Annotated in this window: 22 protein-coding genes; 13 read left to right on the top strand and 9 right to left on the bottom strand. The window is 55.9% G+C overall.

The annotated features are described in order from the left end of the window. Nucleotides 1-219: 219 nt before the first annotated feature. The 3 genes from NG99_RS19470 to rhtA form a co-directional block, all read right to left on the bottom strand. Nucleotides 220-483 carry a DksA/TraR family C4-type zinc finger protein gene (locus tag NG99_RS19470; protein ID WP_034896692.1) on the bottom strand — a complete coding sequence of 88 codons (264 nt, stop codon included), beginning with the start codon at nt 481-483 and terminating at the stop codon, nt 220-222. A 94-nt stretch (nt 484-577) separates the two neighbouring features. Continuing rightward, on the bottom strand, nt 578-1081 hold the full coding sequence (dps, locus tag NG99_RS19475; protein WP_034896582.1) for a DNA starvation/stationary phase protection protein Dps: 504 nt from the start codon (nt 1079-1081) through the stop codon (nt 578-580). 391 nt (nt 1082-1472) lie between these two features. Then, nucleotides 1473-2366, bottom strand: coding sequence for a threonine/homoserine exporter RhtA (gene rhtA, locus NG99_RS19480; protein WP_034896584.1), 894 nt, complete (start codon nt 2364-2366; stop codon nt 1473-1475). 366 nt (nt 2367-2732) lie between these two features. Between rhtA and ompX the strand changes: the two genes are divergently transcribed. From ompX to NG99_RS19510, 6 genes are all read left to right on the top strand, one after another. After that, nucleotides 2733-3248, top strand: coding sequence for an outer membrane protein OmpX (gene ompX / locus NG99_RS19485; RefSeq protein ID WP_034896586.1), 516 nt, complete (start codon nt 2733-2735; stop codon nt 3246-3248). Nucleotides 3249-3432: 184 nt separating this feature from the next. Continuing rightward, complete coding sequence (gene mntR, locus NG99_RS19490; RefSeq protein WP_034896588.1) at nt 3433-3885, top strand: manganese-binding transcriptional regulator MntR; 453 nt, start codon at nt 3433-3435, stop codon at nt 3883-3885. Between the two features lie 23 nt (nt 3886-3908). Next, nucleotides 3909-5024: an SLC13 family permease gene (locus NG99_RS19495; protein ID WP_034896590.1), complete on the top strand. Its 1116-nt coding sequence runs from the start codon at nt 3909-3911 to the stop codon at nt 5022-5024. A 181-nt stretch (nt 5025-5205) separates the two neighbouring features. Continuing rightward, nucleotides 5206-6342: an HlyD family secretion protein gene (locus NG99_RS19500; RefSeq protein WP_034896591.1), complete on the top strand. Its 1137-nt coding sequence runs from the start codon at nt 5206-5208 to the stop codon at nt 6340-6342. Continuing rightward, the gene (locus tag NG99_RS19505; protein WP_034896592.1) at nt 6339-7907 is read left to right on the top strand and encodes a DHA2 family efflux MFS transporter permease subunit; all 1569 of its coding nucleotides are present in this window, start codon (nt 6339-6341) and stop codon (nt 7905-7907) included. The genes NG99_RS19500 and NG99_RS19505 overlap by 4 nt, the downstream gene beginning before the upstream one ends. A gap of 1 nt (nt 7908) precedes the next feature. Then, entirely contained in the window at nt 7909-9456 is a 1548-nt protein-coding gene (locus tag NG99_RS19510) for an efflux transporter outer membrane subunit (RefSeq protein ID WP_034896593.1), read from the top strand. On the opposite strand, the gene NG99_RS30235 is transcribed toward NG99_RS19510, so the two are convergent. Next, nucleotides 9453-9581, bottom strand: a complete 129-nt coding sequence (locus NG99_RS30235) for a hypothetical protein (RefSeq protein ID WP_269745688.1) — start codon at nt 9579-9581, stop codon at nt 9453-9455. The two genes, NG99_RS19510 and NG99_RS30235, sit on opposite strands and share 4 nt — an antisense overlap. Before the next feature lie 201 nt (nt 9582-9782). Between NG99_RS30235 and tssD the strand changes: the two genes are divergently transcribed. The 5 genes from tssD (at nt 9783) to NG99_RS19535 (ending at nt 14759) form a co-directional block, all read left to right on the top strand. Continuing rightward, nucleotides 9783-10274: a type VI secretion system tube protein TssD gene (tssD, locus tag NG99_RS19515; RefSeq protein ID WP_034896594.1), complete on the top strand. Its 492-nt coding sequence runs from the start codon at nt 9783-9785 to the stop codon at nt 10272-10274. A 12-nt stretch (nt 10275-10286) separates the two neighbouring features. Beyond that, complete coding sequence (locus NG99_RS19520; protein ID WP_034896595.1) at nt 10287-10643, top strand: tlde1 domain-containing protein; 357 nt, start codon at nt 10287-10289, stop codon at nt 10641-10643. Further along, complete coding sequence (locus tag NG99_RS19525; RefSeq protein WP_034896596.1) at nt 10640-11074, top strand: hypothetical protein; 435 nt, start codon at nt 10640-10642, stop codon at nt 11072-11074. Before NG99_RS19520 ends, NG99_RS19525 begins: the two co-directional genes overlap by 4 nt. Before the next feature lie 498 nt (nt 11075-11572). Next, a complete protein-coding gene (locus NG99_RS19530; RefSeq protein WP_034896599.1) occupies nt 11573-13060 on the top strand; it encodes a sugar porter family MFS transporter in 1488 nt (495 codons plus the stop codon). Nucleotides 13061-13166: 106 nt separating this feature from the next. After that, nucleotides 13167-14759: an ABC-F family ATPase gene (locus tag NG99_RS19535; protein WP_034896601.1), complete on the top strand. Its 1593-nt coding sequence runs from the start codon at nt 13167-13169 to the stop codon at nt 14757-14759. 68 nt (nt 14760-14827) lie between these two features. Here the strand turns inward: NG99_RS19535 and NG99_RS19540 are convergent, their stop codons facing one another. From NG99_RS19540 to NG99_RS19555, 4 genes are read right to left on the bottom strand one after another with little or no spacing between them, the layout of a single operon-like run. Further along, the gene (locus NG99_RS19540) at nt 14828-16276 is read right to left on the bottom strand and encodes an NAD-dependent succinate-semialdehyde dehydrogenase (protein WP_034896602.1); all 1449 of its coding nucleotides are present in this window, start codon (nt 16274-16276) and stop codon (nt 14828-14830) included. Further along, nucleotides 16273-17316, bottom strand: a complete 1044-nt coding sequence (locus tag NG99_RS19545) for an aldo/keto reductase (protein WP_034896605.1) — start codon at nt 17314-17316, stop codon at nt 16273-16275. Before NG99_RS19545 ends, NG99_RS19540 begins: the two co-directional genes overlap by 4 nt. A gap of 10 nt (nt 17317-17326) precedes the next feature. After that, nucleotides 17327-17830 carry a formaldehyde-activating enzyme gene (fae, locus tag NG99_RS19550; RefSeq protein WP_034896608.1) on the bottom strand — a complete coding sequence of 168 codons (504 nt, stop codon included), beginning with the start codon at nt 17828-17830 and terminating at the stop codon, nt 17327-17329. An 11-nt stretch (nt 17831-17841) separates the two neighbouring features. Continuing rightward, a complete protein-coding gene (locus NG99_RS19555; RefSeq protein WP_034896611.1) occupies nt 17842-19200 on the bottom strand; it encodes an MFS transporter in 1359 nt (452 codons plus the stop codon). A 228-nt stretch (nt 19201-19428) separates the two neighbouring features. Between NG99_RS19555 and NG99_RS19560 the strand changes: the two genes are divergently transcribed. Together NG99_RS19560 and NG99_RS19565 are read left to right on the top strand one after the other, a co-directional pair. Continuing rightward, nucleotides 19429-20343 (top strand): LysR substrate-binding domain-containing protein, encoded by a 915-nt coding sequence (locus NG99_RS19560; RefSeq protein ID WP_034896613.1) that lies wholly within the window; start codon nt 19429-19431, stop codon nt 20341-20343. A 54-nt stretch (nt 20344-20397) separates the two neighbouring features. Then, complete coding sequence (locus NG99_RS19565) at nt 20398-20979, top strand: glycerol-3-phosphate responsive antiterminator (protein ID WP_034896616.1); 582 nt, start codon at nt 20398-20400, stop codon at nt 20977-20979. Here the strand turns inward: NG99_RS19565 and NG99_RS19570 are convergent. Then, on the bottom strand, nt 20969-22414 hold the full coding sequence (locus tag NG99_RS19570) for an FGGY-family carbohydrate kinase (RefSeq protein WP_034896619.1): 1446 nt from the start codon (nt 22412-22414) through the stop codon (nt 20969-20971). The genes NG99_RS19565 and NG99_RS19570 overlap by 11 nt on opposite strands.

Genomic DNA, 22414 nt, shown 5'->3' on the forward strand with positions numbered 1-22414 from the left:
CAACTTTCAAAATTGATTGAAAACAGCACGTTAAATCAAATTAAGCCGTGACGGGGAAAGGGTAAACTGGCTTAGCACCATTATGGTGCCCAGTTTTGGTGCTAATCGTCTTTTTTGGTGCAGGGTGTTTTGTAGCAAATGGCGGGAGAAATACAATCAAAAAGATCGGGGATGTTAAATAAGTGTTAGTCAGATCGGATTTTATCGCGCAGCGGGCGGTTAGCGAAGCTGGCTATCTTTGCTGCCACGCCGGTTGTACAGGCTGCTGGTCTGCCGACTGTCGCGCTGCTGCTGGCATTGCACACAATATTGTACGCCCGGCAGCGCGAGGCGGCGGGCTTCAGGAATGGCTTCGCCGCAGCTTTCGCAATATTCAGCGCTGGGGCCGCTGGTAATGGCCCGGCGCGCGCGGGTGACGGCGTCATCAATAGTGGAATCAATCTGCTGCTGAACGGCATCATCATGTGCCCATCCGCTTGCCATATTTTTCTCTCCCACAGTAAAAGAGCAGATGAAAGATCCCATCTGCTCCACGTTACACCATGACGCTACGCCTCAGGCGTAGCGGTAACCCTGTTTATTCGATATTAGATTCGATAAACCACAGGAACTTATCTAAATCGCGTGAAGCAGCGGTAAAGATATCTGCGGTATCCTCATCTTCAACCTCGCTGATGGCTTTACGGGTATCGTTAGCCACCACCGCGTAACGTTCTGCCAGCGCTTTAAGGTGATCCTGAACGCTATGGATGTTCAGCGGATAGCTTTTCAGCGGCGTTCTGTCGTTAACAATCTGACTGGTGCCCAACGCCACGCCGCCCAGCTGCACAACGCGTTCTGCAATAGTGTCCTGATGATCGGTAATGGCGGTACGGAAACCATCGAGCATTTCATGCACTGCAATAAAGTTTGCGCCGCGCATATTCCAGTGCGCCTGCTTGGTAATCAGAGACAGATCAATGAATTCCGTAACCAGACGATTGAGCACCTCAATGGTGGCTTTTTTCTCGTCGTCAGCCACGTTGTTACGGGTGAAAATCAGATCGGAAGATTTCGTTTTAACCAGTTTAGCGGTACTCATCATTAATATCCTCTTAATTGTGATTGTCCTAATTAAGTACGGGATTAAGTATAGCACCGGTTTTTAACCCTGCTGGAAAGTTACTGCCTATTAGTTGAATAGCACAGACCTTTTAGCCTTAATAATGTTGCTAATCATCTTGTTAGCCAGAGTAGAATGAGAGTGATAAATATTCTCACTCATAGAAAATAATCTATATGATTGATTTTTATTTATTTTATTTTTCTACGGGCATAAGCGTTCACTAAGCCGTTAATTTTAATGAATAACCCTTTCGGAATATTTCCTTAGTTATTTCACACAAAATATTTACTTGTTATTAACATTCACTTAACGCATGAAAGGGATAAAAAATAGCGCAGCGAGGCCGGGGCTAAAATAACCCCGGAGACTACTCACGCAGTTCGCTGACGGGATCGATTTTTTGTTTCGAAGGACGCATGGTCAACGTCGAACCAGCGGAGGCAAGGATAATCGCCACCAGTCCGGCCCACTGCACAACGTTCAGTATCTCGCCCAGGAACAACATGCCGGAGAGCGCGGCCATGGCCGGTTCCAGACTCATCAGCGTGCCAAACGTTTTGGCTGGAAGACGCGTCAAAGCCACCATCTCCAGCGAATAGGGCAGGGCGCTGGAGAGAATCGCAATAAGTATGGCGACGGGGATTAGCGAGAGCGCCCAGATACCGGTATTGGCATATACCAGGCCCAGCGGGACAAACACCACCGCAGCAATCAGTGAGCCCATCGCCACGGTAGCCGGACCATGCTCGGCACCGGCCCGCTGGCCGGCCAGGATATACACCGCCCAGAAGGCTCCAGCCAGCACCGCCAGCAGCGCGCCTTTAGGGTCGACGCTGGTGATATCCTTGCCAATCGGTAGCAGCAGCCACAGTCCCAGCAGCGCCAGCAGTACCCAGACAAAATCCAGCGGGCGCCTGGATCCAGCCAGCGCCAGCGCCAGCGGGCCGGTAAACTCCAGCGCCACCGCAATCCCCAGCGGTACGGTGCGCAAGGCTAAATAGAAGGAATAGTTCATGCTGCCCAGCGCCAGACCATAAAGGCACAGCGGCAAAAACTGCTGCCTGTTGAAGCGTAGCCGCCAGGGTTTGAAGATGGCGCAGAGAATCAGCGTCCCCAACCCAAGGCGAAGTGCGGTAATACCCGGCGCGCCAACCACCGGAAACAGGGTTTTAGCCAGCGCTGCCCCGCCCTGAATGGAGGTCATGGCGATAAGCAGAACTAAGACGGGGAGCCACGCCGGGGATTTTTGAGAAGAAGACATCCTGTGAACCAACCTTATTCGTCCATACGCGAGGGAAAAAGTTCCCTGAGTGTACTGGAAGGTTGTTGAAAACGGATCGCCAGCCAGAGAAAAAAAGTGAAGAAAGCGTTAAAAACAGCGCCATTACGGTAAAGAAACGTCAGGTTTAATTGAGAATTATCTCAATGAACATTTTCTTACATTACCATGACCGCACCAAGGGAACTCGACAATCATAAGCCAAAAGAATGACATACGAAGCTTCATTAACGTCCTGTTACACCAAACATTGTGTTGGACAACAATTTCGGGGCAGAGTTTCTGGCTGAGTTTTGTTATATTTTCAGGGTTGTCAGGAGAATAAGTATTTTCACATTTGAGGTGGTTATGAAAAAAATTGCATGTCTTTCAGCACTGGCTTGTGTACTGGCTGTTACAGCTGGTTCAGCAATGGCACAAAGCACCGTTTCTGGTGGTTACGCACAAAGCGATTACCAGGGCGTTGCCAACAAAGCAAACGGCTTCAACCTGAAATATCGTTACGAAAACGGCAGCGATCCATTAGGTTGGATTGGCTCTTTCACCTACACCGAAAAAGATAATACTGACGCTGGTATCTACAATAAAGGTCAGTATTACGGCGTTACCGCTGGTCCAGCTTATCGTCTGAACGACTGGGCAAGCATCTACGGCGTAGTGGGTATTGGCTACGGTAAATTCCAGCAGAATACCACTACCAGCCGTGACAAATCCGATTCAAGCGACGTTGGTTTCTCCTACGGTGCTGGCCTGCAGTTCAACCCAGGTATCCAGGACGTTGCCCTGGACGTGGGCTACGAGCAGAGCCGCATTCGTAGCGTTGACGTTGGCACCTGGATCGCCGGCGTAGGTTACAGCTTCTAAACCGCCGTTTTCAAGCCCAGCCTGGCTGGCGCTTTAAAAAATCCGCCCCAGTGGCGGATTTTTTTATGGCTATCATTTCCTGCTGCTTCGCGAAAATTTGTGCTTCCCGGCGGTTAGTTTACAATGTGACACCGATTGCTGATGCGAGCGGTTTGTGCATCAGAGAATAAGAAGAGGAAGCTCCATGAGTCGTCGCGCTAAAAGTGCAGTGCCCGCGCCACTGAAAGATATTGAAGAGCACGTCGAAGGCTTCCGCCAGGTGCGCGAAGCCCATCGTCGTGAGCTGATTGATGACTATGTTGAGCTGATTTCCGATCTGATCCGTGAGTTTGGTGAAGCCCGCCAGGTTGATATGGCCGCCCGTCTGGGCGTGTCGCAACCGACCGTCGCTAAAATGCTGAAGAGACTGGCCGCTGGTGGGCTGGTTGAGCAGGTTCCCTATCGCGGCGTGTTTCTGACTGCGGAAGGCGAGGCGCTGGCCGAAGAGAGCCGCAAACGGCACTATATTGTTGAGAACTTTCTGCTGGCGCTGGGGATCAGCCCTGATACCGCCCGTCGGGATGCGGAAGGTCTCGAACATCACGTCAGTGATGAAACGCTGGCCATTTTCGAGAAATTTTACCAAAGCCGTCAGTAACCCTCCTCTTTCAGTGAGTCTGTATGGTAACGCTGCTCAGGCCATTTTTGCATGACCGCTTTCTACATTTGTTGATTCTGACTGGCCTGATTCTGGCCTTCTTCGTGCCCTTTTCACCGTCGCAGCTTCCTGCGGCGGTTGACTGGCCGACCATTGTCACCCTGTGCGGCCTGCTGATGCTGACCAAAGGCATTGAGGCCAGCGGCTATTTTGACGTGCTGGGGCGGCGACTGGTGCAGCGTTTTCACCGGCAGCGGAGCCTTGCGCTGTTTCTGGTTGCCGCCGCCGCGCTGCTTTCCACCTTCCTGACCAACGATGTCGCGCTGTTTATCCTGGTGCCGTTAACGCTCTCTTTGCGGCGTTTTTCCGCACTGCCAATCGCCCGCCTGATCATTTTCGAAGCGCTGGCCGTCAATGCCGGTTCTCTGCTAACCCCCGTCGGCAACCCGCAGAATATCCTGATGTGGCGGCACGGCGATGCCGGGTTTTTGGGCTTTATCTGGCAAATGCTGCCGCTGGCCGCCGTGCTGGTGGCGAGCCTGCTGCTGCTGACCCTGTTCTGCTTTAGTCGCAAAAAGATTGAGCTGGCCGCGCAGTCGGCTGTGCCCAGTTGGCAACGTCCCTTAATGATCGCCAGCGTTGTCCTTTATGGCATATTCATTGTCGCGCTGGAGCTGAACCTGGCCCTGTGGGGATTGCTGGCGATCTTTGCGGTCTTTTTGCTGATGGCGCGGCGAATTTTGCTCAGTATCGACTGGAGCCTGCTGGCGGTCTTTATTGTGATGTTCATCGACGTCTATCTGCTCACCCGCCTGCCTGCTCTGCAAGTCTCTTTGCATCACCTCTCTCAGCTTTCGGCAATGGGTCAGTATCTGCTGGCGATTGGCCTGTCGCAGATAATCAGCAACGTCCCGGCGACCATTTTATTACTAAGCAGCCTGCCAGCAACCACGCTGATGGCCTGGGCGGTGAATATTGGCGGCTTCGGCCTGCTGCCCGGTTCACTGGCTAACCTGATCGCGCTGCGCATGGCGAAAGATCGCCGCATCTGGTGGCAGTTCCACTGCTATTCTGTTCCCTTGCTGATGTGGGCGCTGCTGCTGGGGTGGGGAATGCTGCGGATGCTGAAAGCTATTTGAGTTCGGCTAAACCCAAATTCAGACTTATCTCCAGACTGTTACTGATATTTACACAGGACGCGTGGTAGTGATTTTTATAACTTGTATAGTGTCGTAAAGCTGCGTTTGATTTTGTCAGCTTTCCTTCTATTGTTAAGGCAGCTTGCTTGATTTCAGGTCTGGTACAGGCCTTTGCTAACTGATGAGAACTATGGCTAATCAAACAAATAATGGGTCAGATGATGACCAGCGTCAGCAGGAAGAGCAACAACAGCAGGATAATAACGAGCAGCCGGAGCGGAAGCGCCCGGGTAAAAAACCGCTGATTATCCTTGGCATAGTGGTGGTGATTGCGATCGTCGTCGCACTGTTTTTCTGGCTCACCACGCGCAATATTGAAAGCACCGATGATGCTTTTACCGAAGCAGATGCGGTAACTATTGCACCGAAAGCGTCGGGCTACGTCACCGAGCTGAGGGTGAAAGATAACCAGCGGGTGAAGAAGGGCGATCTGCTGGTGGTGATCGATCCGCGTGATAATACCGCGCAGCGCGATCAGGCCCAGGCACAGCTTGGACTGGCTATCGCCCAGCTTCATCAGGCGCAGGCGTCGCTGGAACTCTCGAAGGTGCAATATCCCGCGCAGAAAGATCAGGCGCTGGCTCAGCAGGCCAAGGCCCAGGCCAACTATCTGAACGCCCAGGAAGATTATAAGCGTCAGCGCGGCGTGGACCCGCGTGCAACCTCCCAGCGTAATATCGACGCGGCCAGCGCGCAGTTAAGAAGTGCTCAGGCCGAGCTGGCAAGCGCCAAAGCGCAGGTGGAAGTGGCGTCGCAGATTCAGCTGCAAATTCGTCAGCAGGAAACGAACGTGGAGGCTCGCCAGCAGCAGGTTGAGCAGGCCCAGGCGCAGCTCAATACCGCTAACCTGAATCTCTCCTATACCGAAGTCCGCGCGCCTTACGATGGTTTCGTCACCAAACGTAATGTGCAGGTGGGCACGCTGGTCCAGGCCGGAAGCTCGCTGTTCTCGCTGGTCTCTCCTGAGGTATGGGTTACCGCTAATTTCAAAGAGTCTCAGCTTGAGCGAATGAAGCCGGGTGATAAGGTAGATATCAGCGTCGATGCCTGGCCGGATATGAAGCTGGAAGGGCATGTCGACAGCGTGCAGATGGGTTCCGGCTCGCGCTTCTCTACCTTCCCGGCGGAAAACGCCACCGGCAACTACGTGAAAATCGTGCAGCGCGTACCGGTGAAAATCGTCATCGATAAGGGGCTGGACCCGAATAAGCCGCTGCCGCTTGGCCTGTCGGTTGAACCGAAGGTGACGGTGGAATGAGCCACAGCGAAAGCTGGCAACCGGCCAGCAATCCCTGGCTGGTTGCCATGACGGTGACGCTGGCGGTGTTTATGGAAATCCTCGACACCACCATCGTCAACGTTGCGCTGCCTCACGTTGCCGGTTCGCTCTCTTCAAGCTACGATGAATCAACCTGGGTACTAACTTCTTATCTGGTGGCGAACGGTATTGTGCTGCCGATCTCCGCCTTCCTCAGCCGGGTATTCGGCCGTAAGCAGTTCTTCCTGATCTGCATCGTAATGTTCACCATCTGCTCCTTCCTCTGCGGCATCGCCACTGAGCTGTGGCAAATTATTCTGTTCAGGGTACTGCAGGGCTTTTTCGGCGGCGGCTTGCAGCCCGTACAGCAGTCGGTACTGCTCGATTATTTCAAGCCGGAAGATCGCGGCAAGGCTTTTGGCCTATCCTCGATTGCGATTATTGTCGCGCCGGTTCTCGGCCCGACGCTGGGCGGTTGGATCACCGATAACTACAGCTGGCGCTGGGTCTTCTTTATCAATATTCCGGTCGGCATTTTCAGCGTGATGGCTATTTATCAACTGCTGGAAGATCCGCCGTGGGAGCGCAAGTGGGCTAAGGGCAAGCTGAAAATCGACTATATCGGGATCGGCCTGATTACGCTGGGGCTGGGCTGTTTGCAGGTGATGCTTGATCGCGGCGAGGACGATGACTGGTTCAGCTCCAGCTTTATCGTCACTTTTGCCGTGCTGACCGCTATCGGGCTGGTGGGTGCCATTTACTGGCTGCTCTATGCTAAAAAGCCGGTGGTGGATCTGCACTGCCTGAAGGATAAAAACTTTGCCGTCGCCAGCATTCTGATGTCTGGAATGGCCGCCATTCTCTACGGTAGTTCGGTGGTGATCCCGCAACTGGCTCAGCAGGATCTGGGCTATACCGCTACCTGGTCAGGGCTGGTGCTGTCACCCGGCGCGGTGCTGATTGTGCTGTCGATTCCACTGGTGCTGAAGCTGATGCCGGTGGTGCAAACGCGCTGGCTGATTGCCTTTGGCTTCACCTGCTTATTCCTCTCATTCCTGTACTCGGCGATGATTACGCCGAACGTGGACTTCACTACGCTGGTGCTGATGCGCAGCGCGCAGACCATCGGGCTGGGTTTCCTCTTTGTCCCGCTGACGACCATTGCTTTTGTGACCATCCCGCAGCGGCTCAATGCCGATGCCTCGGCGCTGTTTACCATGTGCCGTAACGTGGCCGGATCGATTGGGATTTCACTCTCCACCGCGATGATTACTCAGCGAGAGCAGGTGCGCAGCGCGGATATGGTCCACAACATGAGCACGCTAAATGAACCCTTTAACCTGACGGTTGAGCGCTGGGCGCAGGGCGTGAGAGATTTTACCTCGGCGGTGGGGGATCCGGTCACTATCGCTACCGGCCAGCTGTATAAAGAGATGATTGTTCAGGCCCGTATCCTGGCCTATATCGACGTTTTTATGGGCCTCAGTATTGTCGCCCTGGTCCTTATTCCTTTTTGTTTACTGCTTGCGCCGATTAAGAGCGAGGGCAGTGCTGGAGCACACTGACATGAACGTTTTTCCTCTCTATCGGCGTCGGCGAGTTAGCGTGGTGATAGCTGTCACGCTGGCTTTGTCCGCCTGTGCCGTGGGGCCTGATTATCAGACGCCGAAGCCGGCCACGCCAGGGGCTTTTAACAGCATTAACTCGGACGCTGGTTCGAACCCTCAGGCGACGGCGACCAACGCCAGCTGGTGGAAATCGTTTAACGACCCGCAGCTGAACAGCCTGATCGACAGGGCGATTAGCGGCAACCTCAGCCTGCAACAGGCGGTGCTGCGCATTGCTGGTTCGCGTCAGCAGCTGAATCAGGCGCGCGGCGCATGGTTCCCTTCGGTGAATGGCAACCTTTCAGCCAAGCGGCAGCAGTTGGGTATTAAAGGCGAGCTGGAGTCTAACGGCGCTTACAGCCAGGTCGACCCGGAAGTCAGTTCGGCGCTGGATGGCCTGACCAAACCGGTGTCGATCTATCAGGGTAGCTTTGACGCTTCCTGGGAACTGGATCTGTGGGGCAAAGTGCGTCGCCAGGTTGAGATGGCCGATGCGCAGCAGCAGGAGTCGATTGAGAACCGCAACGATGCGCTGGTCTCGCTGGAGGCCGAAGTCGCCCGCACCTATTTACAGCTTCGCGGCGCGCAGTCGGTAAGCCAGACGCTGCAAACGCAGATTGACGTGGCGCAGCAGACGATGGAGCTTACGCAAAGCCAGCAGCATAACGGGCTGGCTCCGCAGATGGACGTCGAAAATGCCCGTGCACAGCTGAACTCGCTACGGGCACAGCTACCGCAGTATCAGGCGCAGATCCACCAGGCGATGAATGGCCTGGCGGTGCTGATCGGCAAACCGCCGGGCGCGCTGGACGGTGAGCTGATCGCCAACAAGGCGCTGCCGCCGCTGCCTGAAGTTGTCCCGGTTGGGCTGCCGTCCGCGCTGGCAAGAAGGCGACCGGATGTCCGTCAGGCCGAAGCGCAGCTGCACGCCGCGACCGCGAATATCGGCGTATCGGTTGCTCAGCTGTTCCCTGACCTGTCGCTGACCGGTCAGTTTGGCCTGCGTAATACGGATATCAGCTACCTGGACAACTGGAGCAGCCATTTTTACAGCATCGGCCCGGCGGTCTCGATCCCGATTTTTCAGGGCGGCAGGCTGATTTCCAGCGTCAAGCTGGCGAGGGCAGAGCAGGCCAGCGCGGCGCTGGGATACCGTCAGACGGTGCTGACCGCGTTGCAGGATGTTGAGAATGCGCTGGTGAGCTACCGCACCGATCAGCAGCAGGTGCAGGGATTAGACCAGACCGTGGAGGCGACGCAGAATGCCTTCGATCTGGCGAGCAACAGCTACCGTCAGGGGCTGTCATCCTTTATTGATGCGCTGGACGCTCAGCGCCAGCTGGCGCAGGCTAAGCAGCAGGCCGCGCAGGCCAGAGTGCAAAGCAGCCTGGATCTGGTGGCATTATATAAAGCGCTCGGCGGCGGTTGGGAGCTGTATCAGAACGTGAACATGCCGGACTATTCGGTGTTTGGCCCGGCAGAGAGTGCCGATAAGCCGCTGAATTAACGGCGGCGCTCTGGCTCCTCCAGTAGCAATCTCTGCCTGGTTAGCTCGCGGCTGTGGCGGATAGCAGTTTCCGTTTCACAGCCCGCCATGCCCATAATTTCCTGCTTGTAAAAATCATAGTCCAATATTTTATTCCACTGCCTCAGTAATAATACATTGATATTTCATTGGCCATTAAGAGTGGGACAGTGAAGTGCTCTGCGCAGTATCAGCCTCTATAAAATTGACAGTAATTTGACTTAGGGGTAATTTTGCATTGATTTGCAAAGCTGCATGTGAACCAGTGGCTTACATGCGGGCACATTTTTAAAATGGAGTTTAAAAATATGGCTATACCAGCTTATCTATGGCTTAAAGATGACCTTGGCACCACAATTCGTGTTTCTGTCGATGTGGCTGGCCGTGAAGGTGGTATTGAAATTCTTGGTCTGAATCATGGCGTAATGCTTCCCACAGACAACAGAACGGGCAAATCAACCGCAACCCGGGAGCACTCCCCATTTACCTTTGATAAAGAGATTGATGCTTCCACTCCCTACCTCTACAGAGCTGTGACTTCTGGTCAAAAATTCCAATCCGCTGAGGTAAAATATTACCGTATTAACGCTGTTGGTCAGGAGGTGGAATACTTCACTACCCTGATGGAGAGAGTGACGGTAATCAGTGCTGGGCCCGTAATGTATGACGTCAAATCTCAATATGGTGAGATTTGTAATCATTTCGATTTGGTTGAGCTGATATATGAGAAAATTAGTTGGCGTTATGTCGACGGCAACATCATTCATTCAGACAGTTGGAACGAATGCATTATCACATAAGGAGAAGTGCCAATGGAATGGACATATCAACAAAGCACGGGCCGACTTTACCGTGGGAATGAGTTCGTCGAAACTGGCTATTCAGGCAGCTTGACCAATAAAAATAATCCCGATCGCCAACATGTCAGAGGAATGGGACCGTTACCCAGGGGAATTTACAAAATCGCCGGTCACTCGGCTTCTAAAGGGCCATATACCATTATTCTGGTGCAGACATCCGGGGAGTCGTTTGGTCGCTCCGCGTTCCGCATTCATGGTGAGCGTATCGACAAGCCTGCTGGTTTCGCATCTGAAGGCTGCATTATTATGTCTGCAGGCACCCGGCGGCGCGTTTTGCGAGAAGGCGGGACCCTTAAGGTTGTGCGATGAAGCGCCTGGTTCTACTGTTATTGCCTGTGTTGGCCGCCAGTCCGATGGCTGCCGCTGTTAACTGGCCGGAGGCATTGCAGGGGATTGCTGCTGGTGAACAGATCTGGCTTGATAAAGTACCTCACCTTGCCGCCGTTGCGGATGTTAAGCAAGCTATAGCCCTTGAGGATGCGCTTTCCAGTTCACTGGTAAAAAACACTCAGGGAACGTTAGGTATTCTTAGTCTGATCGATGCCAAATCCTGGCCGCATATGATAGGGACGGAGATCGTCTGTGGTGTTCCAGTTGAGCAGTCTGCCGCTATGGTTGAGGATTTTTATCAGCAAACGCGTCACGCTTTACTGAGTACTGACAAAGGTGCGACCTGCCTCTGGCTCCTCGAAGCCAGCTATGAGGAATGGCAAGCGGATAATGCCCGCAAGGTTAAGTAAGATGTCCTCTCAGTTGTTGCAAAGCCCGGCACCCCGGCTGGGCTTTTCCTCCTCAAACCCTCTTTGGTTTCTTCTGTCCCTCACCCTGACTGACTGAAAGTCTCCTCCACTGTTTATCTTTCTGTTAGCCGCCGACAATATTTGGCCGGGTTAACAGGTCTGCCGGGGGAGCAATCTCAGGCGCAGCCACGCTTTGGCGAGATCTTTTGACGACATAAAAATGAAACGAAATTTTTAAATTATTTTGGATGGCATTTAATTGGTTTGTTTTATCCGGCACAACTGATGCCTTTCCACAATCAACACAGGGTGTTTATGTGACTTGTATCACACAAATACCGAAATGCACTGCGCTACATCTCAAAATTTAATTTCCATTATTATTATAAATGAAAAAAATAAACTAAATTAATGGGCGGCCACGGTAAATGTCGCCGTGATGTTTCATGCTCCGACCAACTCCTTTTTCAGGGTCAGAATAAGAGGTCAGAAATCACCATGGCAAAAGAACAGTATCTCACTCCCAGTCGGGCCTCCGGCCCTAACAGTCAAACCCCCACCGAACCCTTTGTTAAAGTTATCGCGCTTGTTGCCACGCTCGGTGGCCTGCTGTTTGGCTACGACACGGGTGTCATCTCTGGCGCGCTGCTGTTTATGGGCAATGAACTGCAGCTGACGCCGTTTACTACCGGGCTGGTGACCAGCTCATTGCTGCTGGGCGCGGCGTTTGGCGCGCTGTTTTCCGGTCATTTTGCGGCAGCGGCCGGGCGTAAGAAAATCATTATTATCCTCGCGGTGCTGTTCGCCGTTGGGGCGATGGGAACCTCGCTGGCACCGGACGTGCACTGGATGATTTTCTTCCGCCTGGTGCTGGGCGTGGCGGTTGGCGGAGCATCGGCCACGGTGCCGGTTTACATCGCGGAGATCGCTCCAGCCAATCGCCGCGGGCAGTTAGTCACCCTGCAGGAGCTGATGATTGTCTCCGGCCAGATGCTGGCCTACATCTCTAATGCGGGCTTCAACGCCGCCTGGGGAGGAGAAACCACCTGGCGCTGGATGCTGGCAGTCGCCACCATTCCTGCCGTGGCGCTGTGGTTTGGCATGATGTTTATGCCCGATACGCCGCGCTGGTACGCGATGAAAGGGCGACTGGCCGAAGCGCGGAAGGTGCTGGAACGCACCCGTGCGCCGAGCGACGTCGAGTGGGAGATGACCGAAATTGAGGAAACGCTGGCCGAACAGGATAATCAGGCCAGGCCCAGGCTGAGGGAGCTGAAGAAGCCCTGGCTGTTCAAGCTGTTCCTGATCGGCGTAGGGATCGCGGTGATCCAGCAGACCTCCGGCGTCAACACCATCATGTACTACGCGCCAACCATGCTGAAAGCAGTGGGTATGAGTACCGACTCGGCGCTGTTTGCCACTATCGCGAACGGTGCGATTTCGGTGCTGATGACCTTTGTCGGCATCTGGCTGCTGGGCAAGATTGGCCGCCGGACGATGATCAAGATTGGCCAGTTCGGCTGTACCGCCTCGCTGTTGTTTATTGGCTGCGTCAGCTACTTCATGCCTGAAACCGTCAATGGCCAGGTGGACGTGCTGCGCGGCTATATGGTGCTGCTGGGCATGTTGATGTTCCTGAGCTTCCAGCAGGGGGCGCTGTCGCCCGTGACCTGGCTGCTGCTGTCCGAAATTTTCCCAACTCGTCTGCGCGGCATTTTTATGGGCGGGGCGGTCTTTGCTATGTGGATGGCCAACTTTGCTATTTCGCTGGCCTTCCCGATCCTGCTGGCGAGCGTTGGCCTCTCCGGCGCCTTCTTTATCTTTGCCGTTATCGGCCTGGCCGGTGCGGTCTTCGTCATTAAATGCGTGCCTGAAACCCGCAACCGCAGCCTGGAGCAGATAGAACATTACCTGCATGACTGGCTGAGCGACGACGTGGAAACGCGTCCGCTGCCAGCGTCAAAACGCAAGATAGAAAGCCACTGACGGAAACTAAAGGGGTGGCAGGGGGGGGCGGTGTATTCGCCGCCCCTTTTTTTTGGCATAATGCGCGCTGGTTCACATTCTCACATCGCAAACGAAAGGCAAACCTGTGCTAGTTTCCAGCAACGTCACCATGCAGTTTGGCAGTAAGCCGCTGTTCGAAAACATCTCTGTCAAATTTGGCGGCGGTAACCGCTATGGCCTGATCGGCGCCAACGGCAGCGGCAAGTCCACCTTTATGAAAATTCTGGGCGGAGATTTGGCGCCTTCAGCAGGCAACGTGTCGCTCGACCCTAACGAGCGTATCGGTAAGCTGCGCCAGGATCAGTTCGCCTTCGAAGAGTATACCGTGCTGGATACGGTGATCATGGGCCACGGCGAGCTGTGGGAAGTGAAAGAAGAGCGCGATCGCATTTACGCGCTGCCGGAGATGAGCGAAGAAGACGGCTATAAGGTGGCCGACCTCGAAGTCAAATATGGCGAAATGGACGGCTATACCGCGGAAGCGCGCGCGGGCGAGCTGCTGCTGGGCGTTGGCATTCCGCTGGAGCAGCATTACGGCCCGATGAGCGAAGTGGCGCCAGGCTGGAAGCTGCGCGTGCTGCTGGCGCAGGCGCTGTTCTCGAACCCGGAAATTCTGCTGCTTGATGAACCGACCAACAACCTGGACATCGATACCATTCGCTGGCTGGAGCAGGTGCTGAATGAACGTAACAGCACCATGATCATCATCTCGCATGACCGTCACTTCCTGAATATGGTTTGTACTCATATGGCTGACCTGGACTATGGCGAGCTGCGCGTCTATCCGGGCAACTACGACGAATACATGACGGCCGCCACCCAGTCTCGTGAACGCCTGCTCTCTGACAACGCCAAGAAAAAGGCGCAGATCAACGAGCTGCAGTCGTTCGTCAGCCGCTTCAGCGCCAACGCCTCGAAGTCTCGTCAGGCGACCTCGCGCGCTAAGCAAATCGACAAAATTAAGCTGGAAGAAGTTAAAGCCTCCAGCCGTCAGAATCCGTTTATCCGTTTCGAACAAGATAAGAAACTGTTCCGTAATGCGGTTCAGCTCGAGTCGCTGGCGAAAGGGTTCGATCAGGGCCCGCTGTTTAAAAACGTTAACCTGCTGCTGGAAGTGGGCGAAAAGCTGGCGATCCTCGGCCCGAACGGCATTGGTAAAACCACGCTGCTGAAAACGCTGGTGGGCGAGCATCAGCCGGATAGCGGCGAAGTAAAATGGTCCGAGAATGCGCAGATTGGTTATTACGCGCAGGATCATGCCCATGACTTCGCCAATGACCTGACGGTGTTCGACTGGATGAGTCAGTGGAAGCAGGAAGGCGATGATGAGCAGGCCGTTCGCGGTATTCTCGGTCGCCTGCTGTTCAGCCAGGACGACATCAAGAAGCCTGCTAAGGTCCTCTCCGGGGGGGAAAAAGGGCGAATGCTGTTTGGCAAGCTGATGATGCAAAAACCGAACGTGCTGATCATGGATGAACCGACCAACCACCTGGATATGGAGTCGATTGAGGCGATCAACATGGCGCTGGAGATGTACGAAGGCACGCTAATCTTCGTGTCCCATGACCGTGAGTTCGTCAGCTCGCTGGCTACCCGCGTGATTGAAATGACGCCGGGCAAATTCAACGACTTTACCGGCAACTACGAAGACTATCTGCGCAGCCAGGGCATCAATTAATTCCGCTCCGGCACCGGCAAAAAGCAGAAGGGGGATCGTAAGATCCCCCTTTTTTGCGCGCGCGAAGGCTACCCCGCCAGGCTGCCAATATTGACATACTGGGTTTCCAGATACTCTTCCAGGCCGCAGTCCGAGCCTTCACGGCCCAGTCCAGACTCTTTTACCCCGCCGAACGGCGCTACCTCGGTGGAAATTATGCCTTCGTTGATGCCGACCATGCCGCTTTCTAACTGGGCGGTAACGCGGAACGCGCGGGAGAGATCGCGGGTATACAGATAGGCCGACAGGCCGAACGGTGTGGCGTTAGCCCGACGGATCGCCTCCTGCTCATCGCGAAAGCGGAAGCAGGCGGCCAGTGGCCCAAACGTCTCTTCCTGCGCCAGCAGCATACTCTCCGTCGCATTACCGATAACGGTGGGCTGGAAGAAGCTGCCGCCGAGCGCATGGCGCTCGCCGCCGCAGTGCAGGTCGCCGCCTTTCGCCAGCGCATCTTTGATATGACGCTCGACTTTTTCCACCGCCTGAAGGTGAATCAGCGGCCCCTGTTCGGCGCCCGGCGTCATGCCTGGCGCCACTTTCAGCGCCCGCGCCGCCTGGCTCAGCTGCGCCACAAAACGATCGTAGATCCCTTCCTGAACGTAGAAGCGGTTGACGCAGACGCAGGTCTGGCCGCTGTTGCGGAATTTTGCCGCCATCGCGCCGGCAATGGCGGCGGGAATATCCGCATCGTCAAACACGATAAACGGCGCGTTGCCGCCCAGCTCCAGCGAGAGCTTTTTCACCGTATCCGCCGCCTGGCGCATCAGCAGCTTGCCGGTGGGCGTGGAGCCGGTAAACGAGATTTTACGCACCGTCAGGCTTTGCATCAGCGTTTCGCCAATGGCTGGCGTATCGCCCGTCACCGCGTTGATAACGCCCGGCGGAACGCCAGCCTGCTCTGCCAGCACCAGCAGCGCGAAGGCGGACAGCGGCGTTTCGTTGGCCGGTTTTATCACCGCCGTACAGCCCGCAGCGAGCGCAGGGCCAAGCTTGCGGGTCAGCATTGCCAGCGGGAAGTTCCACGGCGTGATTGCCGCCACCACGCCCACCGGGTGCTTGAAGGTCAGGATCTGGTTACCCGCTTTTGGCGTGGGGATCGTTTTCCCGTTGGCGCGCTTAGCCTCTTCGGCAAACCACTCAATAAAGCTGGCGGCATAGAGCACTTCACCCATCGCTTCGCCATGCACTTTACCCTGTTCGCTCACCATCAGCTCGGCCAGGGCGGTCTGGTTTTCTACGATTAGCTGATACCAGCGGTGCAGGATCTGCGCGCGGGCTTTGGCGGTCATGGCTCGCCAGGCCGGCAGAGCGGCGGCGGCGGCATCAATTGCCTGCTGAGTTTCCGCCGCTCCGGCCAACGCCACGCTCGCGACTTCGCTCAGATCCGCTGGATTGAGCACCGGGTAGGTGTTGGCCGCCGTACGCCATTCGCCTGCACAATACCAGCCGGTGCGCAGCAGCGCTGAAAATGAACTCATGCGATATTCCTTGCTTGCGTTGTGTGTTCGAAATACTGGCGAGCGGCGCGGCTTTCGCGCGCAATCCGTTTCCCGGCGGTGTAATCGTTGATGACGTCGCAGGGAGTGTAGTTGCGCTCAAGCTCATAGCGCTCTTCTTCGCTCAGGCTGGTGGAGAGGGCGGCCACCGCGCTGTCAATCTGCGCGACCGAATCAGCCCCAACCAGCATCACGTCCACCGCCGGGTGGTTCAGCACCCAGGACTGGGCAATCTGTGCGGCCGGGACGCCGCGCCACTGCGCCACACGGCTGACCGACTCCGCCACCTGGCGGGAGGTTGTGTCGGCATACATTTCATGGGTGAAGAAATCAGTCTGATTCCTCACCGAGCTGATATCGCAGCTCAACAAGCCACGGGCCAGCGGGCTGAACACCGAGACGCCAATCCGCTGATCGCGGCAGAACGGCAGCATCTCCCGCTCCTCTTCACGATAGGCGCAATTCAGCTGAAGCTGCATATTGATTGGACGGGTAAAGCCGTTGCGATCGCAGCACCAGAGGATTTTTGCCAGCTGCCAGCTATACATGGTCGAGACGCCGACGTAGCGGGCCTTGCCGCTGCGCACAATGTCGTTCATCGCCTCCCATGTTTCTTCAACCGGGGTATTAACGTCGAAATAGTGCAGCATATACATATCGATATAATCGGTGCCCATTCGCCGCAGGCTGTCATCAATACTCTTCATAATGTGTTTACGTGAGTGGCCCTGATTATTGGCGCCACCGCCGATGGGGTAGCCAACCTTGGTCGCCAGAACCAGCTCGTCACGTTGGGCAATCCGCTTGAGTATCCGGCCAACCACCTCTTCGCCCGCGCCGCTGGAATAGAAGTCGGCAAGGTCGATAAAGTTAATGCCTGAATCGAGCGCGTGGCGCAGCAGCGGCTCGCTCTGCGTCTCGTCAAAAATCCACGGCTTCCACTCTTTGCTGCCCATGTTCATGGTGCCAAGGCACAGGCGCGAAACCTTAAGGCCGCTGTTGCCCAGATTGAGATAGTCCATCACGGTTTCCTCACGCTTTTGGGGTGTAGAACGGGTTGCCAGGCGATTTCAGCGCCTGGGTCAGCTGGGCGCGGCCGGGGAGTTTCTCCATCGCGGCCTGGATAGCCTGAGTACAGGCCTGATAGTTATTACGATAAACCTCGTCAACGTCGTCACAGGCCGGATTCACCCAGTTAGCGGTGACAATGCACCACTCGTCCTCGGCTTCCGGCGGCAGCGTACCGGCCAGCTGCGCTTCCGTCACGGCGACGGCAATCGCCGCCTGCGAGGCTCCCCATGTCGCCTTGCCGTGCAGCTCGCCCTGAATTTCGGCTTTGTTAACGTACAGCGTCATTGGCCTGGCCGGAACGTTGGGCTGTAGCACCACCATGAAAGGGCTGTGTCCCCGGGAGGGGGAGGCCAGGCTGCTGGAGAACGCCTGACCCACCACCCCGCTGCGCGGCCCGATCATGATGTTGATATGGGATGCGTTGATACCTTTACCTGCAAAACCCTCACCGATATACATTTCCATGGTTTCTCCTGCTAGTGATGAAGTGTGGCCGTCCGTGCGGACGGCTGTGGTGCTTCCGGGCTGGCCGCCTCACCGGCGTCGACCAGCGTTAACCCTTTGGTTTCAGGCGCCCAGGCCAGTGACACTATCGCGCCGATGGCGAGGATTGCGGCCAGAATGGCGATAGTGCCGGACAGGCCGAGATGGACAATTCCCAGCGGCAGCAGCAGCGTGCCGGTGGCGGAACCGAGACGGCTCATTGAAGTGGCGAAGCCGACGCCCATTGAGCGAACTTCGGTCGGAAAGCTCTCAGCCGGGAAGACTCCAACCAGATTGCTGACCGCAGACATCATCAGCGTGAAGGCGGCGAAGCAGGCAATCATCCAGCCTGACTGGCTGCCCGTCAGCAGGCTCATGGCGACCAGGCAGGCGGCCAGAAAGACAAATGAACCGATCAGAAAGCCCCGGCGAGAGCAGATAGCCGTCAGCCCGATCCCCATCACTGCGCCGACAATCAGCAGACCATTCAGCAGCAGATCGGTGCCGAAGTTTTTATCCAGCCCCATCGCCTGCAAAATGGCCGGCAGAAAGGTGTAAATAGCGAAGTAGGGGATCACCAGGCAGACAAAGAACAGGCAGTTAAACGCGGTGCGCTTGCGATAGCGCGCCGTAAACAGCACGCCCAGATTGTGCCGCTTGCTGTGCGCTGGCTCAGGCTGAAGGGTAACGTGCTCGCCGAAATAGCGGTGGATAATAGCCAGAGCCTGCTGCTGCTGACCTTTACGCATCAGCCAGCGCGGCGATTCGGGCGTGCCGATACGTAGCAGCAGGATGATCACCGCCGGAACGGCAGAAGAGGCCAGCAGCCAGCGCCAGGCATCAGGGCTCAGATCGCTGATAAAGTGCCCGGCGAAGCTGGCCGCCACGTAGCCAACGGTCCACAGCACGCTGAACGCGCCCAGCAACACGCCGCGATGCTTACGCGGTGAGAATTCAGCCAGCATGGTGTGACCCACGGAGAAGTCGCCGCCAAGACCAAAGCCAATCAGCACCCGCAGCAGGAACAGCTGTTCGGGACCGGTGACAAAAAACTGTAGGGCGGAGGCGAGGGTAATAATGACAAAGCTAAAGCAGAAAATTTTCTGTCGGCCCACGATGTCACCGATCCACCCCAGCAGCAGGCTGCCCAGGAACAGACCGATCAGCGCCGAGCTGCCGAGCATCCCCTCCCAGAACGGCGTTAATCCCATCTGCGGTTTAATTTGCGCCAGCGCGAAGCCAATCACGCCCAGCACATAGCCGTCGGTGAGGTGAGCGCTGAAGGTCAGCCCGGTGATCTTAAGATGAAAGCGATTGAGCGGTACATCGTCCAACTGAATGGTCTGTTGCATTTTTCCGTCCTCATAGGGTGAAGCGGTTGTTTGTTATTTTTGTGTTTTATTTGTTAATAAGGTGGCAGCGAACGGTCGCCGCAGCCAGTGCGTTTTAGTCATACCCTCATTCCTGAAAAACATGTGATTTAACGCCAATTTTGGTGATTTTTGCCTGCCTGAGAGATCGGTTCTCAAGCAATATGGATACAAATTCGCAACATTTCGTTCGCGTAAGGATCGGCCGTTATGCGTAAGCTTCCTTCTCTCAGCATGCTGCGGTTATTTGAAGAAACCTGCCGTAGTCTCAGCTTCAGTAAAGCCGCTGATGCCCTGTTTATTACCCAAAGTGCCGCCAGCCGACAGATGAAACAGCTCGAGGCCTTTCTGGGCAGGGATCTCTTTATCCGCAGCCACAGCGGGCTGATGCTTACTCAGGAAGCGATACTGCTACTTCCGGTGGTCAGGCAGTCGCTGGATATTCTGGAAGAGGGCATCCGACATGTGCAGTTGCCTAATCCTTTACAGCATCTGCGGCTTCAGGTGGCCCCGACTTTCGCCACGCGCTGGCTGGCTCCTCGCCTGGCAAGGCTCTGTCAGCGTAACAGCCAGCTGCAAATCGCGCTGATCAGCGAAGCCCGGCAGAAGTACAGCGATTTTGACTGCGCCGTGCGCTTTGGTACGCCGGAAGAGAGCGTCCACAACGGGGAGTGGCTGGGTCATGAAGCGCTGGTGATGGTAGGAAGTCCGCTACTGCGCATAAACGGTAACTATCCTCCCTATACGGCCGTGCCGTCGCTGCACGTACTGAGCGGCGATCTGCGGCTGGGCAACTGGCAGCGCTGGTGTGAGGCGGCGGGCGTCAGCGATTTGTCCAAAGGCTGCGGCCTTGAGTTCAGCACTCAGGACCAGGCTATCAACGCCTGTATCACCGGGACCGGCTATGCGGTGCTGGACCGCAGTATGATCCGCAATGAGCTGGCGAGCGGCATGCTGATCCAGCTTTCCCCTCTGGTGTTAACCAGCGCCAACGGCTACTGGCTGGAGACCCCGCCGGGGAAAAAAGTTTTACCCCGGGTTGCCTGGTTCCGCGACTGGCTGGTTGAAGAAATGGGAACCCTTTCACAGGATGATGTTCTGCCTGCGCTCGCCGGTAGCCTTTAACGTTGTGCTCAGGCAGCATAAGGAGATAACCCCGTCCGCCTGAAGAGAGCACAAGTGTCCCTGCATCAGTTGTTAAAGAAATCTCCCGTTGTCGCTGCCGTTAAGGATGCCCAAAGCCTTGAGGTGGCGATTGCTTCGGACTGCGCTATCGTCTCGGTGCTGTTCGGCACCATCTGCAATATTGGGCGCATCGTGCAGCAAATTAAGCAGGCCGGTAAAATGGCCTTCGTCCACGTTGATCTGCTCGAAGGCAGCTCAAACCAGGAGGTGGTGATCAACTTCCTGAAAATTGTCACCCAGGCTGACGGCATCATCAGCACCAAGCCCGCGATGGTGAAAGCCGCCCGTCAGCAGGGGTTCTATGCAATTCATCGTCTGTTTATGCTGGACTCTATCTCCTTCAACAATATTGATAAGCAGGTCGCTCAGTCGCAGCCGGACATGGTTGAGATCCTGCCGGGCTGTATGCCTAAGGTGCTGGGGTGGATTACCGACAAAATAGCCCAGCCGGTGATTGCCGGTGGGCTGGTTTGTGATGAGGAAGATGCCCGGCTGGCGCTTGCCGCCGGGGCGGTGGCGGTATCGACCACCAATCACCAGGTCTGGCAGCTGGCGCAGGGCGCCCTCAGCCGGTAATGTCGCTCAGGCGCATCAGCAGCGGGTCGAGATGGTCGTGCAGCGGCCGATATACCTGCTGATTGATGGCGTTATAGAGCCGGTGATTTTCCTCGTTGGGCTGAAAAGCTTCGGCAGGTTGCACCAACCGTTCGCTGGCCTGCTGATAGCTGTCGAAAGCGCCAACGGCTATCCCGGCGTTGATAGCACAGCCAATCGCCGCTGCGCTCTTCATGCGGTTGCGCTGGGTAGGAAGTCCAAATACGTCGGCAAAAATTTGCATCATCAGATCGCTGTTTGCGCCGCCGCCGGAGAGGATTATCTGGGTGAACGGTTTGCCCAACTCCTCCGCCATGCCGTCCATATGGTTCTTCATGGTCAGGGCGATGCCTTCCAGCAGTGAACGAAACATATGCGCGCGGGTATGGCGGCCGTCAAAGCCGATAAATGCTCCCTTGCGGTATTCGGCTTCGGCCGGAGCCGCCCAGTCGTGCAGGGTGATAAGACCTTCGCTGCCTGCCGGAACCTGGCTGGCTTCTTTGCTCAGCAGCGCCTCAATCGATTCGCCCCAGCTGGCGACCTCGGCCATCGCGCCGCCAAACTGATCGCGAAACCAGCTGACGGTCCACATACCACGCCGCACGCCCATGCATTCATAAAGATATTTTCCCGGTACCGAGGCCTGAAAAGGCCAGAAGTTTTTGGCTTCCGTTTGCGCCGAGTCGCCGTGCACCATCGCGCCGATATAGGTTCCCAGCGAGACGAGGCAGACCCCCTGGCGTAAAGAACCGGAGCCAAGCGCTTCCACCGCTTTATCGTGCGCCGTGGCAACAATCGGCAGCCCGGCAGGCAGACCGGTGGCCTCTGCGGCCAGTGGGGTAAGCGTGCCCAGAATTTCCCCCGGCTTCACCACGTCGAAAACCTGCTCGCGCGTCAGGTTGCAGCGCTGCCAGCTGGCGGCATCTTCGCTCCATGCCTGGCGCTGGTTGTCCATTGGCCACCAGCCAATATAGTTAGCGCTGGTATCCTTAAACTCTCCGGTCAGCCGATGGGTGATATAGCCGGAGGTGGTGGTGAGGTAGCGGACGTCGCCATAGCTTTCATGGTACTGCCAGGGTTGGTTTAACCGCCGATCCATCCAGTTGATCACCGGCCACGCCAGCGCGCCGTCAGGTTTCAGCAACACCCGACAGCAGCGGATCACGCAGAGCCCGGCGCCAAGAATGGCGCCCTCATCCAGACCCAGTACGCGAAACTGCTGCATCGCTTTCTGGCAGGCCGCGCTGAGCGAGCTCCAGAGATCGTCGTCAGGATGCTCCGCCAGCTGCGGAGCGGGGATGACCAGCGGGCGCAGCGGCTGATGCCCCTCGCAGATCTGTTCGCCCAGCAGGTTAAAAATGACTACTTTGGCACTTTGCGTGCCCACATCGATGCCGATCAGATAGCCCTGTTTCAT

The sequence above is a fragment of the Erwinia typographi genome (assembly GCF_000773975.1).
GTDB lineage: Bacteria > Pseudomonadota > Gammaproteobacteria > Enterobacterales > Enterobacteriaceae > Erwinia > Erwinia typographi.

Coding starts and splice junctions, on each gene's coding strand:
- NG99_RS19470 (WP_034896692.1), bottom strand. CDS start 483: ATGGCAAGCGGATGGGCACATGATGATGCCGTTCAGCAGCAGATTGAT.
- dps (WP_034896582.1), bottom strand. CDS start 1,081: ATGAGTACCGCTAAACTGGTTAAAACGAAATCTTCCGATCTGATTTTC.
- rhtA (WP_034896584.1), bottom strand. CDS start 2,366: ATGTCTTCTTCTCAAAAATCCCCGGCGTGGCTCCCCGTCTTAGTTCTG.
- ompX (WP_034896586.1), top strand. CDS start 2,733: ATGAAAAAAATTGCATGTCTTTCAGCACTGGCTTGTGTACTGGCTGTT.
- mntR (WP_034896588.1), top strand. CDS start 3,433: ATGAGTCGTCGCGCTAAAAGTGCAGTGCCCGCGCCACTGAAAGATATT.
- NG99_RS19495 (WP_034896590.1), top strand. CDS start 3,909: ATGGTAACGCTGCTCAGGCCATTTTTGCATGACCGCTTTCTACATTTG.
- NG99_RS19500 (WP_034896591.1), top strand. CDS start 5,206: ATGAGAACTATGGCTAATCAAACAAATAATGGGTCAGATGATGACCAG.
- NG99_RS19505 (WP_034896592.1), top strand. CDS start 6,339: ATGAGCCACAGCGAAAGCTGGCAACCGGCCAGCAATCCCTGGCTGGTT.
- NG99_RS19510 (WP_034896593.1), top strand. CDS start 7,909: ATGAACGTTTTTCCTCTCTATCGGCGTCGGCGAGTTAGCGTGGTGATA.
- tssD (WP_034896594.1), top strand. CDS start 9,783: ATGGCTATACCAGCTTATCTATGGCTTAAAGATGACCTTGGCACCACA.
- NG99_RS19520 (WP_034896595.1), top strand. CDS start 10,287: ATGGAATGGACATATCAACAAAGCACGGGCCGACTTTACCGTGGGAAT.
- NG99_RS19525 (WP_034896596.1), top strand. CDS start 10,640: ATGAAGCGCCTGGTTCTACTGTTATTGCCTGTGTTGGCCGCCAGTCCG.
- NG99_RS19530 (WP_034896599.1), top strand. CDS start 11,573: ATGGCAAAAGAACAGTATCTCACTCCCAGTCGGGCCTCCGGCCCTAAC.
- NG99_RS19540 (WP_034896602.1), bottom strand. CDS start 16,276: ATGAGTTCATTTTCAGCGCTGCTGCGCACCGGCTGGTATTGTGCAGGC.
- NG99_RS19545 (WP_034896605.1), bottom strand. CDS start 17,316: ATGGACTATCTCAATCTGGGCAACAGCGGCCTTAAGGTTTCGCGCCTG.
- fae (WP_034896608.1), bottom strand. CDS start 17,830: ATGGAAATGTATATCGGTGAGGGTTTTGCAGGTAAAGGTATCAACGCA.
- NG99_RS19555 (WP_034896611.1), bottom strand. CDS start 19,200: ATGCAACAGACCATTCAGTTGGACGATGTACCGCTCAATCGCTTTCAT.
- NG99_RS19560 (WP_034896613.1), top strand. CDS start 19,429: ATGCGTAAGCTTCCTTCTCTCAGCATGCTGCGGTTATTTGAAGAAACC.
- NG99_RS19570 (WP_034896619.1), bottom strand. CDS start 22,414: ATGAAACAGGGCTATCTGATCGGCATCGATGTGGGCACGCAAAGTGCC.